We start from the raw sequence: 16,689 nt of genomic DNA, 5'->3' as shown, positions 1-16,689 counted from the left end.
AAAGATTGATTATTTGCTAATTCGTGAATACAAATTAACAACTGCTTTTAGAAGCTCTTCCATACCTTCTGGTGATTTCAGAGGGGAGTATTTCTCCATTTGAATTCTTTGCAGCAAATTTCTGTATTCTTCAGCAACAGAAAGTCCTTTATGCCTTTCCAGGAATACCCTGAAATCCTGTGAAGAACTCTGAAAATACTGCTTTCTGACCTCCATATCCATTTCCTCCATAGTGTCAAAAAACTTTTCATAATCTCCGGTATCCTTAAGATTCTCAAGATAACTGAAATAATCGTTAATATCCGTTTTCAGCGTTTCTCTGATCTGTTTTTCTGTTTCAGCCACAGAACCAAGAGGTTTCGGAGATGCTGTTTCTTTAACTAACGTTCGTTTTTTTTGCCATGTCTTAAATAACAGGTACATAACAAATAACCCGATAAGAATAGAAATATTGGTTAAAAGAATGTTCCAGTGGAATTTAGTCTTTTCCTTTACTTTAAATGTTGTTGTTTTCAGAACAGGGGTATCTACCGTTTCCAAAAGCGTGTTGGTATATTCGTTTACCTTTTCAACTGTGGTACGTGATTCCAGGATCTGGTCATGGGAAAATGCGTTCAGGGCAAGCGTTTTGTTTCCAAGGTCCACATATTCGTGACTGGCCGGATTAAAAAATGCGAACTGCTCGGTCTGTACCGAAATGGCACCTGCTTTTTTAGGAATAATAACATAATTAGCCAGAATCTCTCCTTTCATTCCTGTAGTTCCGGGAGCCACTTTGGATGTGATTTTAGGCGTAAAGACTTCATAATCCGGAGATGCTATGATTTTGGGAAGATGCATATCCGGAAGATTTCCTTCTCCTGAAACCTTTACAATAACGTTGATTGGTTTGTCGACCTCTATTTTTTCCTTTGATGCATTATATACATTCACGTTGAAGTTACCCACTGCATTTTTAAAATATTCAGGTGATCCCTCCGGAAGCTTTTTTACATTAAGTTTTACTTTATTGGAAACAATTTTATTTTTATTCGAATAAGAGCTTACCGATGCCGACACCGCCGGCACATCTACATACCCTGATTCATTAGGAAAAACCATAAATACTGCCACAACCTGGGAAGCCATATTTCCGGTACCTGAAGGATCTATCTCGGACTTGATGAAGCTTATAGGATGTACATTAAGGTTATTCTGACGTGGAAGACGAACATCTTTCACCTTTCTCAAATTGTCCACGTTTTTAGAGTAAACCTTCAATACGGCTACTGTGGGCTGGTCTTGGTAAACTTCACGGTCTTCTATCTCCATATTCAGATAGACTTCGCTGGAGGTATTACCGGCAAGAGACCTTCTTTCAATAATATCTTTTATATTGATATCAAAAGGTTCTGTTTTATAGATCTTATTATTAACTGTTACGAGTACGGAACCAATCTTGATTTTACCTTTCTTTTTAGGTTCAAGAGCAATTCTGGATATTTTTTGAGTAACAAGCGTATTGGTGGCAGGATCAATTAATGTATTGGTCATTGATCCGCTTCCTATAATATTGAATTTCGAAAGGTCAGGCAGCTGAAAACGAGTTTGAGGCTCAAGATCCACCCCATTAAGCTCAAGAACAATCGTAAGATTTACAACATCTTTCCCATTGTATTCCGCTTTATCAGATTCCATGAACAAGTTCACCTGTCCGTAAGAAATTACGGATGCTAAAAGGAATAATATGTAAATCAGTTTCTGTTGCATCACCAATCTTTTTCGTTGCTCTGAGGCATCGAATAAGAATTCTTGTTTAAGATTCTTCTGGCGGTTTCTTTTTCTTTTTCGTTGACTTTATCTAATATAGCATTTTCAAGATTCTTAGGCATTTTTCCTTCATTATCCTGGTTCTGCTTAGGGGTATTTCCCTGCTCGCTTTCCCCTTCGTTCTGCTGGCCATTACCCTGATCCTGCTTTTGATCTTTTTGGTCACCTTTCTGATCATCATTTTTATTCTGATCATTTCCTCCTCCGCCTTTTCCTGAATTGTTCTGTTCGTTTTTCTGCTTCTGCTGTTTTTCTTTTTCTTTCAGCTTGGCAATTTCATAATTCTTTCTGGTTGCTTCATTATAAGGATTCTGCTTCAGAGCCTGCTTATAATAGTCTGCCGCTTTTTCCGGTTGGTTCATCTGCATGTAGGTATTGCCCAGATTATGAAGAGCGGCCGTTTTATCCGGCAGCGTCTGCGAAAGCTTCTGTGCTTTGTCAAATTCTGCTTTAGCCTCCTCATACTTTTTGCTTTTATACAATGCATTGCCCAGATTGTAATGAGCTGTAAAGTCTTTTTCATTTTCTTTTACAGCCTCCATATACTTGGAAGAAGCACCATCATAGTCTTTACCGTTGAATTTCTGATTACCTTCATAAACTAAAGTTCTATAGTTTTCCTGCCCAAACAGTATGTTTGAGAATGAAAAAGCAATAAGAAACGATAAAAAAATGATTTTAGTATTCATTACTTGCAAAATTATTCCTTTATATGTTAATAAACAGACTTCTATTTGTTAAAGTTCGGTTAAAGTACTTATTTAAAATCTTGATAAACAAAGTGTAAAAATTAAATATTGAAATCTTTTTTCGGATTCAAGATATAAATTAAAAAGAAAAAGAAAATAGAAATTATTAAAAAGTATTGATAATAGTGATTGGCATTCTGGGACTTTACCAAAGTCTGCGCAGATGAGGATTTTTTACTCACGGCATCAATGATCTTATCGGGAGCTTCATTGATGTTATTTCCGTCCACATAATCTCCTCCTGTAGATTCTGCCATCTTTTTAAGGGCCTGTGTCTGTCTCTTGGAGATCACTGTTCCGCCATCCATATCGGTCTTATAGCCCATCAGCTGTCCGAAGACATATTCCGGAACCGGCGCCCCTTCATCCGTTCCTATTCCTACCGATGTTATGGAGATCCCTTCTTTATTGGCCAGTCTTATCGCAGCATTATCATTGCCTTCATTATCTTCTCCGTCACTTAACAGAATGACTTTTCTTGAACCTTTGCTTACATTTTTAAACTTTTCTGCTGCAGCCTGCATTCCTTTCAGGAAATCAGTTCCCTGGATCTTCATAGAATTTGTTTCTACTGCACTTATGTAGGTTTCTGCGGTTCCATAATCAGTGGTAAGTGGCATAATAGAGACTGCTTCACCCGCAAAGATCACAATACCTATCTTATCATTCTTCATCTTCTGCATGGTACTCAGCATCAGGTTTTTCGCCTCTGTAAGACGGCTGGGATCAATATCTTCCGCATTCATAGAATTGGAGACATCCAGCATAAATATCACATTATTAAGCCGTTGATTGGTTTTTACTTCTTCGGAACCGTTCAGCAAATCTATGATCGAAAATATTAGAAAAAGCGTTCCCAAAAGATATAAAGCCGGAAAGAATTTTGTAAACCCGGATCTTTTTTCGAACAGGCTGTCATGAAAGCGGCTGTCTGCAAAGGTCTCTCTCTTCTTCTTCTTCCATCTTAAAAAACGGATCAGAAAGAAAGACAGCAGCGGCAGCAGCAACAGCAAAAGTAAATACCAGTAATTTCCTAACGACCAATTCATCAGCTTAAAAATTTATATAATACCCATCGCAGCAGTGCATCAAAAAACAGCATTCCCAATGCGATCCAAAGGAAAATTTTAAAATATTCATCATAGTTATACAGCTTGGCAACCTTGATATCAGTCTTCTCCAATTGGTTGATCTCATCGTATACTTCTTCCAGGCTGCTGTTGGAAGTGGCTCTGAAATATCTTCCTCCCGTCGTCTGTGCTACTTCTCTCAAGGTGTTTTCATCAATCGTAACTTCTGTTTCTGTAAAGATCAGGTCTCCGAAAATATCCTGTGAGGTAGGCATCAGCGCAAAACCGTTGGTTCCTATCCCAATGGCATATACTTTTATATTATTATTTTTGGCAAGTTCTGCAGCAAGCTGTGGAGGAATTGCATTCTGAATATTGCTTACTCCGTCTGTCATAAGAATAACCACCTTACTTTTAGCTTTGCTTTTGATAAGATGATTTACCGCTACAGAAAGTCCTTCTCCGATAGCTGTTCCCGGTTCAAGACCTGCAGAATTAAGGTTTTTAATTTCATCAATAACCACCTGATGATCAGAAGTTACCGGTACTTTGGTAAAAGCTTCTGCAGCATAAGCTACTACTCCTATCCTGTCATTCGGACGCTTCTGGACAAATTTTACGGCAATATCTTTTAATGCAGTAATACGGTCCGGTGTAAGGTCTTTGGCTAGCATACTCAGAGAAACGTCTATGGAAAGCATAATATCTACACCTTTGGTATCGTCTCTGTCCTGAGAAACTGTAAAAGTTCTCGGTCTGGCCATCGCAATAATCAATGCAGAAAGGATAATATATTTCGAAAACTTAAGCAGAACAAGCACAGCACGGATTCCCCCGCTGCCTTCCATATTTTGGACAGTAGGGACTTTTATCCCTTTCTTTTTCCCTCCCGTATCTTTAATAAAAAGGGGAATAAACAGCAGAAAAAGCAGCAGGAACCACGGACTGTAAAATTCAAAATCAGGCATCCTTTCTTAAGTTTTCAAATTCTAAATCTTTCGATGATCTCTTCACAAAATCGCGGATATCTGCAAAATCTTTTTCCATAGTAGTCTGATCAGGGAAAGTCTTGGCAAATTTCACCAGATCTCCTCTTAAAAATACATCTTCCACTATTCTTTCATTTTCCTGTGAAATGGTATTGTTTTTCTTCATGACGTCAATAAGATCATCTGTAAGAAGAACATCCGCCGGAAGATGATATTGTTTGGCAATAAATTTTCTGGATATGTCTATCAGTTCAACATAGAATGAACGGAAATCACCTCCTTCAATGTATTTTTTCTTTTTTAGGGAGTCCAGTTCCTTTAAAGTCTGGTTAGTGGCAACAGCCGGTGAACTTTTAGATTTTCTGCCCCATTTAATAAACATGATAATGGCAATAATCAGAGCAATCCCGGCTAAAGCAGCGAGAATATAAAATTTATAGAGCTCCCAGTAATCTTTTGCTTCAAGCTTTACTTCCTTATTGTTCATGATATCATTGATCTGGTCTGCCTTTTGGGCTGTATTCACCACATCAATCTCATAAGGAATGGTTTTTAGAACTTTACCTCCTACATTAAATTCCAGCTCAGGAATAGTAAATTTTCCTTCTTCATACACTGAAAATTCAATTTTTCTTTCGTAGGAATTCTGGTTTTGTCCGATACTGTCTTTAATTTCTTCAAAATGGAAAGGCAAGAGTTCATTTTTAGGAGCGGAAATTACCTGCAGCTCATGAACATTGTCTATTTTAATAACCAGATGGTTAACCTCACCTAAGGCAAGGGTTTTCTTTTCCAAATTGGAAGATAATATCTGCGAAAAAGCATTTCCACAGATTAAAAAAGAAAGTATGAATAATATTTTTTTCAATTTCAAATAATAATAGTTGAGGCCGGAGCCTTTGTTATTGATATTTACTTCTTCTGGAAATAATTATACAGCATTTTAGAATAATCGGCACCCGTGTTCATATTCATAAAACTGGCTGAGCTGTTGGCAAAATCTTCTTCCAGCGCCCGGACTTTCTGCTTCTGGGCTTCTGCAAACGTATACCTCCATCTTGCACTGGAAGTATTGGCCCAGACTTCTTTTCCTGTTTCAGCATCATACAGAAGAGCATAGCCTACATCAGGAATTTCATTATCTTTTTCGTCATAGATCCTCATGCCCAGCAGCTGGTGTTTTTTTGAAGCCACTCTAAGCATTTTGGAATCATAAGTATCTTCAAAATCTGAAAACAGAAAAACCAGAGACTTTCTTTTGAATATCCCCATCATATATTCCATAGCTTTATCAATCTTTGATACAGCCGGGACATAATCTGCTGTCAGAATATTGCTGATAATAGAAAGAATATGTTTTCTGCCTTTTTGGGGCGGAATTACTTTATATACTTTATCTGCAAACAGGATCAGCCCTACTTTGTCATTATTTCCTGCCGCTGAAAACCCGAGGCTGGCAGCAATTTCTGCTACATATTCCCTTTTCAGCTGGTTTTTGGTTCCGTAATCCATAGAGGCGGAAATATCTACCAAAATCATCATGGTCAGCTCTCTTTCCTCTTCCATTACCTTTACGAACGGTTCCCGGAAACGGGCTGTTTTATTCCAGTCGATTCTTCTGATCTCGTCTCCGAACTGATACGGACGGACTTCCGAGAAAGTCATCCCCTGTCCTTTAAAAGCACTGTGATACTGTCCCATAAGCGAAGCTTCCGTCTTCTTTCGGGTACGGATCTCTATCTGCTTTACTTTTTTTACAATATCTTTTATTTCCATACATTCGTTGCTGATTTAGGATTGCAGGGGGCTTGTGCGACACACTTCCATCTTCCATCTCCCATCTTCCTTACTTTCTAACTTTAATCCTTCAATTCAATCGAAACATTCAGCCATTCATTATCAAATTTTGGGCTGTATTTCTTATAAAAATTAATAGCGGGTTCATTCCAGTTCAATACCTGGAAAACCATTCCGCTGTATTGGTTTGCTTTTCCATATTCCAAAGTGGCATCAAACAAAAGTTTTCCGATCTGTTTTCCTCTCATTTTTTCGGTCACTACCAGATCTTCAAGATACAGCCTTCTTCCTTTCCAGGTTGAAAACCGGTCATAATATAGGGAAATTCCTACAATTTCATTGTTCAGCTCAGCAACGAAAGCTCCCCAAACCGGAGATTTTCCGAAGCCGTCCTCTGTAAATTCATCCAGTGTTATAGTCACCTCATGAAGTGCCTTTTCATATTCTGCAAGTTCCTGGATCAGTTCCAGCATGGGAGCGCAATCTTCCCTGACAGCTTTCCTGATAATCACTTCACTCATTATGGTGCCTGTATTTTTGCCAAAATCCTGTTGACAATCTCTTCTGATGAAATTTCTTCTGCTTCCGCTTCAAAGGTAAGACCAATTCTATGTCTTAGTACATCCTGAGCCAACGCTTTTACATCTTCAGGAATAACAAAAGCTCTTCCCTTTAGGAATGCGTAGGTTCTGGATGCAATGGCAAGGTTGATGGATGCTCTTGGAGAAGCTCCGAACCCGATATAGTTTTTAAGCTCAGAAAGTCCGTAATTTTCCGGATAACGTGTTGCAAAAACCATATCCAGAATATATTTTTCGATCTTTTCATCCAGATAGATCTGGTTGATCAGTTCTTTGGCATCTACGATATCCTGCAGTGATATTACAGGTTTAATAACAGGCTGATGAGAGGTAGAAACCATTCTCATAACTGTTCTTTCATCTTCAAAATTCGGGTAATCGATTTTACACTTCAGCATAAAACGGTCGCTCTGTGCTTCAGGTAAAAGATAAGTTCCTTCCTGATCGATCGGGTTTTGGGTGGCCAGTACCAGAAACGGTTTCGGAAGTTTCATGGTTTCATCACCAATCGTTACCTGTTTTTCCTGCATTACTTCCAGCAGTGCCGACTGTACTTTTGCCGGCGCACGGTTGATCTCATCCGCCAGTACAAAGTTGGCAAAAACAGGACCTTTTTTTATTGAAAAATCGTTGTCTTTGATATTGAAGATCATCGTTCCCACCACATCTGCTGGAAGCAGATCGGGTGTAAACTGTATCCTGGAAAATTCACCGTGAACAGCTTCTGCCAAGGTTTTAATCGCTAAAGTTTTTGCCAGTCCCGGCACCCCTTCCAAAAGGACATGCCCGTTACCTAGAAGACCTACCAAAAGGCGGTCTATCATATATTCCTGGCCAATAATCACTTTATTGATTTCCTGTCTGAGAAGGGAAAATAAGTAATTCTTTTCTTTTACTTTTTCCGTCAACTGGCGGATATCTTCAGCTTGATATGTATCTGACATAGCTTTAATTAAAAATAGGTGGTAAATTTCTGATAAATACTGGCATTAATCAACATAATGAATGCCATATTAGAGTTAAAGTTTGTTAAATATTCCTTTATTAATAATGTATCCAAATAACAGGCAGGAATTTGTGGTGCTGTTTCTTTTTAAAACAGTTTGCTTCTCTGAAAACATATTGCTTTTCAATGACAACTCATGTTATCATTGAAAGCATTGTAATAAGTGTTTGCAGACTAAAGTTTAGTAATGCTAATGGTAAAAACATTTTCCGGCATATCAACCGTTTCTTCATAGGCCCCGACATTGATAAAATATTCGGTTCCTGCGGTTGTTGTAAATGTATAGGTTTCTGCAGCTCCGCCTCCGCCGTTGTCTACTGCATTTACACAGGCCAGATTTCCACATGCACCGCTGTAGATATCCATCTGAGGATCATAAGCACTGCCTGCAGGCATGGTTATTTTAACAGTAAACTGACCACCATCCCCGGTAAATCTGAACCAGGTCCCGTCGTTCATTGCATCAGGACACGTGGTTATAAATCCGCCATTGTTAGTGGCAGATACAGCATCACTCTGAGTATAGGTGTAAGGAAAAGCAGATGCCGCCAAAGCTCCGGAACACGCATCATTAACAGGTACAGGAGGAACTGTAGTAAAAATAACATCCGCACAGCCGGAAGATGTAAGATTCCCAGTAACGGAAGTGACCTTCAGATAATAAGTAGTATTCGGATTAAGAGGAGCTGAAGGAGAAAAATCTGTAGCAGTTACTACCTGCTGATTAATAACATCTGTACCTCCTGCACTTGTTCCTAATGAAATTTTATAAGAATCGGCTCCGGAAACAGGAAGCCATTTAAAATTTGGAGTTAAAGAAACAAATTGAGCATTATTGATCGGATAATTAACAAAAGGACATGCCGGTGTAGAGCTAGGCGTTAATCCTGAAATTGTCACTGCAGCTTTATAATCCGCTCTTATTCCTCCGGGTGGAGTTGCAGGATCAACGATCATACGGTCTCCTTTATAATAAAGAGTTGAATTCTGGATATGCGGATAAACACGAAAGGCTTCATCAAAATTATTAATATCAATACTTTGAGAATTTTCCTTTGCAGCGATCACTAAATTATCACTGTTATTATAGGCAAATGGTGTTGTAAAAGTAACTTCAACCTTATTATTAGTTTTGGTTACGGTACCTGCAAATACCTGAGTCAGCTGTGAAGCTGGAATCCAGTCTGTTCCGGATATAAAGGATGTTTTAGTGGTATGCCCGACATAAACCGTCCAATCCGAAGAATCATTAATGCTGGCCGAAGGGTCTACATAAAAGGTAAGGCCCGTAATATTCCCCGCTGCAGCTGCATTTAATTCCTGTTTGGGATAGATCTGCTGAACATATGAATATGAAAAAAAACTACTTATAGGGGCCGTTCCGACATTTGAGCTTCCAATGTTTAAATTGATTTGGGCATTAAGCATTAAAGCTATCGATAACAAAGATAAAAGTAAAATTTTTTTCATTATTGATTAATTAATATTGAACATTGCGCTAATTTAATTATAAAATTTCAATTTTTCAACAAAAAATGAATTATAAATACAATATAATAATATTTTAAACGAATATTTAATATATTTGTGGTAAACACCAACAATATGTATCAAAAGCTATTTTTTACAAGCATTCTTTTTGCAGGGCTTTTTCAATCGCAAACAACAAGCAGAATGAATTTGATTTCAGATGCAGTGTATTATGACGGTTACGCAGCCACAGTATCCGATCCGGTACCTGCCGGCCTCATCAGATTATCAAATACCAGATACGCCAGAAAACTTACAGATGCTGAACTGAACTCCTTTAAGGCAAAAATTGCCATGAGAGTGACTATAGGTGCTTTGTGTGATAATTATGACCGTCTGGGAAGCGTATATTTAGCCATGATACCTAAAAACCAGCCTACCTACACTATTAACGATGCGAATGTGAAAAGAATTGAGGTTGGCAGGTACATTACCCCATTTATGAGCAAAAACCGAAGCCCTACTGAGGTTCCTTATACATATGACTTAAGTAATTTATACAGCATATTTCATGATACCACATTACGTGCTTCTTATGATATGTATATGGAACTGGACGTTTTTGGTGTTCCTTATGCAGCTCAAACACAGGTTGCAGGATGTGCCGGCAGGATCGATGTCTTTTCAGGAACGCTTACCTTCTTTTCGACAGATGCAGGAGCCACACCCACAGACTACAATGCTCTAGTTCCTGTATTAACTTATAGCAGATTAAATAATTATAACAGCACCGATGTTCCTGGTGAAACCGTTAGAATCGTCAGTTTCAATCTTCCTAATGCAGTCACCAATGCCCGCTTCTATGTGATATCCACTCCTCACGGTGCCAACAGTGGTGGTGAAGAATATGTTAGAAGGCAGAATTACACCTATATAGATGATGTACAAATGCTTACCTATACTCCCGGAGGAATTTCCTGCGAACCGTTCAGGGTTTACAATACACAAGGCAATGGAATTTATGGAGCAGTCCCAAAATCACTTACAGAATGGACTTCATGGAATAACTGGTGTCCGGGTAACTCAGTTCCTGTCAGAGGCTTTACAATACCCACTATAACCGCTGGAAATCACACCCTTAAACATACAATTCCAACTGCTGTTTTTAATCAACAGCAGGGAGATGTCTATTTATCCGTCTACATGCAGGGGAAAAGCAGTGCCGCTTTGGACGTGAAGGACATTAAGACCGTAGATGTCAGCATATATCCCAATCCTACGGCTGATTTCGTCAATATAAGATCCAAAACAGATGTAGCTTCGATAAGCCTTTTCAGTATTGACGGGAAAAAATTAGCTGAAACTCGCGGGGAAAACAGAATAGACATTTCAACGTATACTGCAGGAGTCTATTTTCTGAATATTGTTATGAAGGATGGAATAACATTCAAACATAAAATCATCAAAAAATAAAAAAAATCTAATTCGGCGTGACATTTCCGGAATTACTATCAAATTAACACCATACTCAGATTGTTTGAATTTGAAAAAAGTAAAAAGCTCTTTTGAATACTTTTCAGAGGAGTTTTTTTACGATCGACAAAAAGAACACAACAATTAACATCTTTTTTCAGCATTTAAGAACATTTAATTCAATCCCTTATCCAAAAAATTGTCACTTCCAGTTTATTAAACTATTTTTGGTGATTAAAAATTTTTGCAAAATGAATTATCATTTTCAAGCACACAGACAAGTGAGAAAGAACCTTTTAAGTATTCTGCAGAACAATTCCCATGAAGATCTTCTGCTGATTCCTGACGGTTTCAATAACAATATGTACTGGAATATTGCGCATACGGTTGCTACCCAGCAGCTCCTGCATTATTATCTTAGCGGAAATCCTTTCAGAATAGATAAATATTGGATCGAAACCTACAAAAAAGGAACTCTTCCTAACCTGAATGTACAAAAATCTGAAGTGGAAGACCTTGAGTTTTTACTCACTGAAACTTCAAAGATTTTAATGAAAGATTATGACAGCGACTTCTTTTCAGACTATACACCTTACACAACCAGTTTTGGAATGGATCTGAAAAGCATCCAGGATGCCATTATCTTTAACAATATGCATGAAAGCCTACATTACGGCTATATCATGGCACAAAAAAGAGCAATACTTGGAGAGAACGGAAGATAGTGAATCTTCACTGCGTGAGTCAATGGTCAGATGTGAATTTTATACATACCAAAATTGACTTACAAAGTAAAATTCACTATTGACTATTCACCATATAATTTATAATAAATTTCAATGAAAGACGATTTTATTTTCGGGCTGCGTCCCGTAATTGAAGCTATTGAAGCGGGAAAAACGATTGACAAGATCTTTGTGCAGAATGCACTTCAAGGTCCTATTTATGCTGAGCTGAAAACGATTTTAGCCAAAAATAAAATTCGTCCCAACTATGTTCCAATTGAAAAGCTGAACCGTTTTACAAGAAAAAACCACCAGGGAGTGGTTGCCTTTATTTCAGATGTTCCGTTTCACAGAGTGGAAGATATTGTTCCGCAACTGTTCGAGGAAGGAAAAACACCTTTCCTTTTAATCCTTGACAGACTTACAGATGTGAGAAACTTCGGAGCGATCTGCAGAACAGCAGAATGTGTAGGGATAGATGCCATTATTATTCCTGAAAAAGGAGGAGCACCTATCAATTCAGATGCCATTAAAACGTCTGCGGGAGCACTTTACAATATCAAGATCTGTAAGGAACCTAATCTTGCGCATGCCGTAGATTTCCTTCAGCAGAGCGGTATCTCTGTATTTGCAGCTACTGAGAAGGCTCAGAAACTGATCTATGATGTGAATTTCACAGAACCTTGCGCTATTGTAATGGGGAATGAGGAAACCGGAATTTCTAAAGAAGTCATGCATCATTCAGACGAAAAAATAAAACTTCCTATCGAAGGAAAAACACAGTCTCTGAATGTTTCTGTAGCATGTGGAGCCATTTTGTATGAAGCGGTAAGACAGAAAATCGTATCGGCTCCAAATCTTTAATCGGTAACGAATAAGTATTTTATCGTAATGTTTTGTGGTATTGTTATTGATGCACAGAACGGAAATATCAGTAAAATTTAAACTTAAAAAAAATTAAATGAAAAACGTAACAGCATTAATGCTTATCTCATCTATAGCTCTTGTATCTTGTAAAAAAGAAACAGCAACCATCACTAAAGTAGATCCTAAAACAGGAAAAACAGTTACGGTAGAAGTTCCTGCCGATTCTGTAGCTAAAGTGGCGGAAAACCCTGCCATTAAAGATTCTGCGGGAGTTTTCACTCAGACATTTAAACTGGAAAAAGGAAAAACCTATCCTCTTACCACCTACCAGAGAGATGTGAAAACAATGGAAGATCCTCAGGGAAAAACGATTACAGCAACCAGCGAATCTACGGATGAAATGAGCTTCACCGTTAATGACATCAAAGGGAATGTGTATGATATGACTCTTAATCTTGTAGCAAAAAGAAATTCGCAGAGTGCACAGGGTAAAACAGTAATCGTAGACACCAAACTGGCTATCCCGAAAGAAGATGACCTGAAAATGATCTGGAATATCAACAAAGCTTTGACCGGGAATAAGCTTAACATGAAGATGGATACTAAAGGAAATGTAGTTTCTATCACAGGTTTCGATGCTGTTTATACCAAAGTTGCCGCTGCTGTAGGAACCCTGATCAAAGATGCCAATCAGAAAGCAAGCGTGGTAGCCAGTCTTAAAGAAACTTTCAATGAAAAAGTCTTGAAAGACCAGCTGAATAAAAACTTAACGATTATTCCTAAAAAAGGAGTGAAAATCGGTGAAAAATGGACTACTTCTGAAAACGCAGATCCAAGCGGAAGCGTTAAAGTAACTTCAAACTATGTACTGAAAAGTGTAGGAAACGGTGCTGCAGAAATTTCTGTAACAGGAGGAATTCCTAAAAAGACAGAAAAGAAGACGCAGGGACCTATCACACACAGTCTTAGCAGTGAGCTTTCCCAGAACGGAACCATTAAGTTTGACCAAAGTACAGGATGGATTACCAACCAGAACATTGATGTAAAAACAACACAGGTTGAGACTATTTCAGACGGAAAACAGTCACAGTCTATGAAAAGTATTTCCAAATCTTCTGTAATGGTCAATCCTTCTGCAAAATAATTGAATTAAAGACGTTTTAGGGTCAGAGGGTTTGAGAGTGAAAGGGTGTTAGAGTTTGAGAGGAGGTTTTTATTATTAATAATTGCTTTCATGATTATTGTATACCCTTGAATTTTAAACTTCAGGCTTTAAACCACAAACTTGAATTTAAATTAGAAATTATGAAGTACATTCTTGAGTTAGTTCTCTCTGCCATCATTATTTTCTTTGTCTGGAATATCCTGAAAAGGCTTTTCTTCAAGACCTTTTACAGCTATAGATTTGATAACAATAAAGATAATAACAGACAGCAGGATCTACACAACTCGAATAAGAATAAACAGAACCTCAACTGGGATGCAGAAACAGTTGACTATGAAGAGGTAAAAGAAACTAAAGACAAAAGGTAAAATCCAAAGAAATAAAAGATAATAACCCGTATGGCTAAAAATAAAAACTTAATTTATATTGCAATTTCATTAGTTGTATTTATAGTTTTAGCATTTTTATACTCCACCCCTGTTTTTTCCGGAAAGCAGCTTTTTCAGCATGATATCGTACAGTACAGAGGAGGCGCGAAAGAGCTCCTGGACTACAGAGCCGATACCGGAAACGAAACCTACTGGAGCGACTCCATGTTTGGAGGGATGCCGACCTATCAGATGGGCAGCCAGTTCAAAGGCGACATCATCAAAAAGATCGACAGCAACCTGAACTTCCTGCCAAGACCGGTTAATTATCTTTTCCTGCTTTTTGCAGGGTTCTTCTTCCTTGGAATGGTAGCCGTCAGAAACTGGAAGTACGCTTTACTGGGCGCCACTTTCTTCGGCTTATCTACCTATTTTTATATTATTATAGCAGCAGGACACAACGGTAAAGTAAATACCATCGAGTATTTTGCACCGCTCCTTGCCGGAATTATATTAGTCTATATCAGAAAACAGTACATCTGGGGATTCATTGCAACGACCCTTTTTATGGGACTTCAGATTGCTGCCAACCACCCCCAAATGACGTATTACCTGTTTTTGGCCTTAGGATTTTTATTCCTGTCCGAACTGGTAAGAGCCATCCAGAAAAAAACTCCGATGAAGCATTTTTTGATCTCATCAGGAATCATTGCTGCTTCATGCGCAATTGGTGTCGGGATGAACTCTCAAAGAATCATGGCCAATTCCGAGTACATCAAAGAAACGGTACGTGGAAAACAGATTCTGACGAATGAAAGCCATACTTCAGGACAATCAGGACTGGATAAAACCAGCATCCTGATGTGGAGCTACGGAAAGCTGGAAACACTGAATCTTTTCATTCCAAGGCTAATGGGTGGCGGAAGCCAGGAACCGGAGGCTAAAGAAATGATGAACAGGGTTCAGGAGCTTATCCAGGAAAATGTAGGGTCACAGGCTGAAATGGACCGAATTTCAAAAGGATTCAATGGGGTAACCTATTGGGGAGACCAGCCGGGAACTTCAGGTCCTGCCTATCAGGGAGCCGTCGTATGTTTCCTTGCTTTATTAGGATTCTTCTTCGCCTGGAAAAAATACCGTTACTGGATCCTTGGAGCTTCTATTCTGACCGTTTTGTTGGCTTGGGGAAGCAACTTTATGCCCTTGTCCGACTTCTTTATCGACTATGTTCCTTTTTACAGCAAATTCAGAGCACCCTCTTCCATATTGGTGGTTGTGGAATTATTATTCCCTTTGATTGCCATTATCGGAATCTACAGGTTCTTTACAGACGAAAAACTGACAGAGGAATACAAAAAGAAAATCCTTATATATGTAAGCGGAGGAACTTTAGGAATTTTATTGATCCTTCTTCTTTTCGGAAAATCACTGCTTGGTTTTTATACGGATGGAGAAAAAACATATTTCCCGCCTTTCCTATTGGATTACCTTGCTGATGAGAGATTTAAATTATTCAGAATCGATGCCATAAAAGCATTGATCTATGTCGCTATAACGGCAACAGTTCTTTTCATGACCATGAAGAAAAAACTGAACCAGAATATCGCTTTGATTATTATTGGAGCCGTGAGTTTATTTGATCTCTGGACGGTAAACAAACGTTATCTGAATGATGAGAATTATGTAGATAAGGTTTTTGCTGAAAATCCATTTCAAACAGAGAGTTCAGACCTGCTGGCTGAAAAAGTTCAGGGAAATCCGAACTTAGAATCTATTCTGGCGAACGTCAACGTTAATAAAACGCTTGAAACTATTGCGGAAAGAGACAAAACACATTACAGGGTTTTCAATAATATCTTAGGGACATTCAGTGAAACCAATACGTCTTATTTCAAATCTTCAATCGGAGGATACCATGCCGTAAAACTGAGAAGATATGACGACGTAATCAACGAGTATTTCCAGATCATGGACTCTGTGAAAGTACCGAATATCCTTAATCTTCTGAACGCAAAATACTGGGTAATGGGAGGTCCGGAAAAGCCTCAGGCCATGCCGAATCCTAAGGCCAACGGAAATGCATGGTTTGTAAGCGATCTGAAATTCGTGAATACACCAGATGAAGAAATCAAATCTATTGGCGTGATCGACAGTAAGAAAACGGCTGTCATTGCATCCTCAGACAAATCTTATTTCAGCAGTAAACCTGTTCAGGCAGATTCTACGGCATTTATCAATCTAACGAAATATCAGCCGAATGAACTGGAATTTAAATCTCAGTCGAAAACCCCTCAGCTGGCTGTATTTTCTGAAATCTATTATCCTCATGGATGGAAAATGTTTGTAGATGAAAAAGAAGTTCCTTACATCAAAGCAGATTATCTTCTGCGTGCTGTACACGTTCCTGCAGGAACTCACAACATCAGAATGGTCTTTGAACCAGAAGTGATACAAAAAGGTAAATGGCTATCGCTTTTATGCTTTGGATTGTTTATCGCACTGAGTGCATTCGGGATCTTCTGGATGAATAAGAATAAGAAAAAGAAAAAGCTAACTTTAACTGAAGAAAAAGCCTAAACGAAGTTATACTTAATACTCTTAATTCTTAACTCAAACCTTA

Annotated in this window: 15 protein-coding genes; 6 read left to right on the top strand and 9 right to left on the bottom strand. The window is 38.4% G+C overall.

Going from position 1 to position 16,689, the window contains the following annotated elements:
* Positions 1-9: 9 nt before the first annotated feature.
* From ACTJIV_RS17885 to ACTJIV_RS17845, 9 genes are all read right to left on the bottom strand, one after another.
* The gene (locus tag ACTJIV_RS17885) at positions 10-1,749 is read right to left on the bottom strand and encodes a BatD family protein (protein ID WP_440629029.1); all 1,740 of its coding nucleotides are present in this window, start codon (positions 1,747-1,749) and stop codon (positions 10-12) included.
* Positions 1,749-2,498: a tetratricopeptide repeat protein gene (locus tag ACTJIV_RS17880; protein WP_111960732.1), complete on the bottom strand. Its 750-nt coding sequence runs from the start codon at positions 2,496-2,498 to the stop codon at positions 1,749-1,751. The genes ACTJIV_RS17885 and ACTJIV_RS17880 overlap by 1 nt, the downstream gene beginning before the upstream one ends.
* Before the next feature lie 101 nt (positions 2,499-2,599).
* The gene (locus tag ACTJIV_RS17875; RefSeq protein ID WP_440629028.1) at positions 2,600-3,607 is read right to left on the bottom strand and encodes a vWA domain-containing protein; all 1,008 of its coding nucleotides are present in this window, start codon (positions 3,605-3,607) and stop codon (positions 2,600-2,602) included.
* Positions 3,607-4,596 carry a VWA domain-containing protein gene (locus ACTJIV_RS17870; protein WP_440629027.1) on the bottom strand — a complete coding sequence of 330 codons (990 nt, stop codon included), beginning with the start codon at positions 4,594-4,596 and terminating at the stop codon, positions 3,607-3,609. The genes ACTJIV_RS17875 and ACTJIV_RS17870 overlap by 1 nt, the downstream gene beginning before the upstream one ends.
* Entirely contained in the window at positions 4,589-5,485 is an 897-nt protein-coding gene (locus tag ACTJIV_RS17865) for a BatD family protein (RefSeq protein WP_407934757.1), read from the bottom strand. Before ACTJIV_RS17865 ends, ACTJIV_RS17870 begins: the two co-directional genes overlap by 8 nt.
* Before the next feature lie 44 nt (positions 5,486-5,529).
* Entirely contained in the window at positions 5,530-6,393 is an 864-nt protein-coding gene (locus ACTJIV_RS17860; protein ID WP_223559884.1) for a DUF58 domain-containing protein, read from the bottom strand.
* Between the two features lie 83 nt (positions 6,394-6,476).
* Positions 6,477-6,935, bottom strand: coding sequence for a GNAT family N-acetyltransferase (locus tag ACTJIV_RS17855; protein WP_111960722.1), 459 nt, complete (start codon positions 6,933-6,935; stop codon positions 6,477-6,479).
* Entirely contained in the window at positions 6,935-7,939 is a 1,005-nt protein-coding gene (locus ACTJIV_RS17850; RefSeq protein WP_111960720.1) for an AAA family ATPase, read from the bottom strand. The genes ACTJIV_RS17855 and ACTJIV_RS17850 overlap by 1 nt, the downstream gene beginning before the upstream one ends.
* Before the next feature lie 236 nt (positions 7,940-8,175).
* Entirely contained in the window at positions 8,176-9,471 is a 1,296-nt protein-coding gene (locus ACTJIV_RS17845; protein ID WP_440629026.1) for a hypothetical protein, read from the bottom strand.
* Positions 9,472-9,675: 204 nt separating this feature from the next.
* Between ACTJIV_RS17845 and ACTJIV_RS17840 the strand changes: the two genes are divergently transcribed.
* The 6 genes from ACTJIV_RS17840 (at position 9,676) to ACTJIV_RS17815 (ending at position 16,646) form a co-directional block, all read left to right on the top strand.
* On the top strand, positions 9,676-10,944 hold the full coding sequence (locus tag ACTJIV_RS17840) for a peptide-N-glycosidase F-related protein (RefSeq protein WP_440629024.1): 1,269 nt from the start codon (positions 9,676-9,678) through the stop codon (positions 10,942-10,944).
* Positions 10,945-11,195: 251 nt separating this feature from the next.
* Positions 11,196-11,669 carry a DinB family protein gene (locus ACTJIV_RS17835; protein WP_111960714.1) on the top strand — a complete coding sequence of 158 codons (474 nt, stop codon included), beginning with the start codon at positions 11,196-11,198 and terminating at the stop codon, positions 11,667-11,669.
* Between the two features lie 114 nt (positions 11,670-11,783).
* Positions 11,784-12,533, top strand: a complete 750-nt coding sequence (gene rlmB, locus ACTJIV_RS17830; RefSeq protein ID WP_440629022.1) for a 23S rRNA (guanosine(2251)-2'-O)-methyltransferase RlmB — start codon at positions 11,784-11,786, stop codon at positions 12,531-12,533.
* Between the two features lie 97 nt (positions 12,534-12,630).
* Positions 12,631-13,680: a DUF6263 family protein gene (locus ACTJIV_RS17825; protein ID WP_440629020.1), complete on the top strand. Its 1,050-nt coding sequence runs from the start codon at positions 12,631-12,633 to the stop codon at positions 13,678-13,680.
* A gap of 161 nt (positions 13,681-13,841) precedes the next feature.
* Positions 13,842-14,069: a hypothetical protein gene (locus ACTJIV_RS17820; RefSeq protein ID WP_440629019.1), complete on the top strand. Its 228-nt coding sequence runs from the start codon at positions 13,842-13,844 to the stop codon at positions 14,067-14,069.
* Positions 14,070-14,099: 30 nt separating this feature from the next.
* The gene (locus tag ACTJIV_RS17815) at positions 14,100-16,646 is read left to right on the top strand and encodes a YfhO family protein (RefSeq protein WP_440629017.1); all 2,547 of its coding nucleotides are present in this window, start codon (positions 14,100-14,102) and stop codon (positions 16,644-16,646) included.
* Positions 16,647-16,689: the final 43 nt, after the last annotated feature.

The sequence above is a fragment of the Chryseobacterium sp. 22532 genome (assembly GCF_052044665.1).
GTDB lineage: Bacteria > Bacteroidota > Bacteroidia > Flavobacteriales > Weeksellaceae > Chryseobacterium > Chryseobacterium lathyri.
This window is presented reverse-complemented; position numbering and strand designations above follow the sequence as displayed.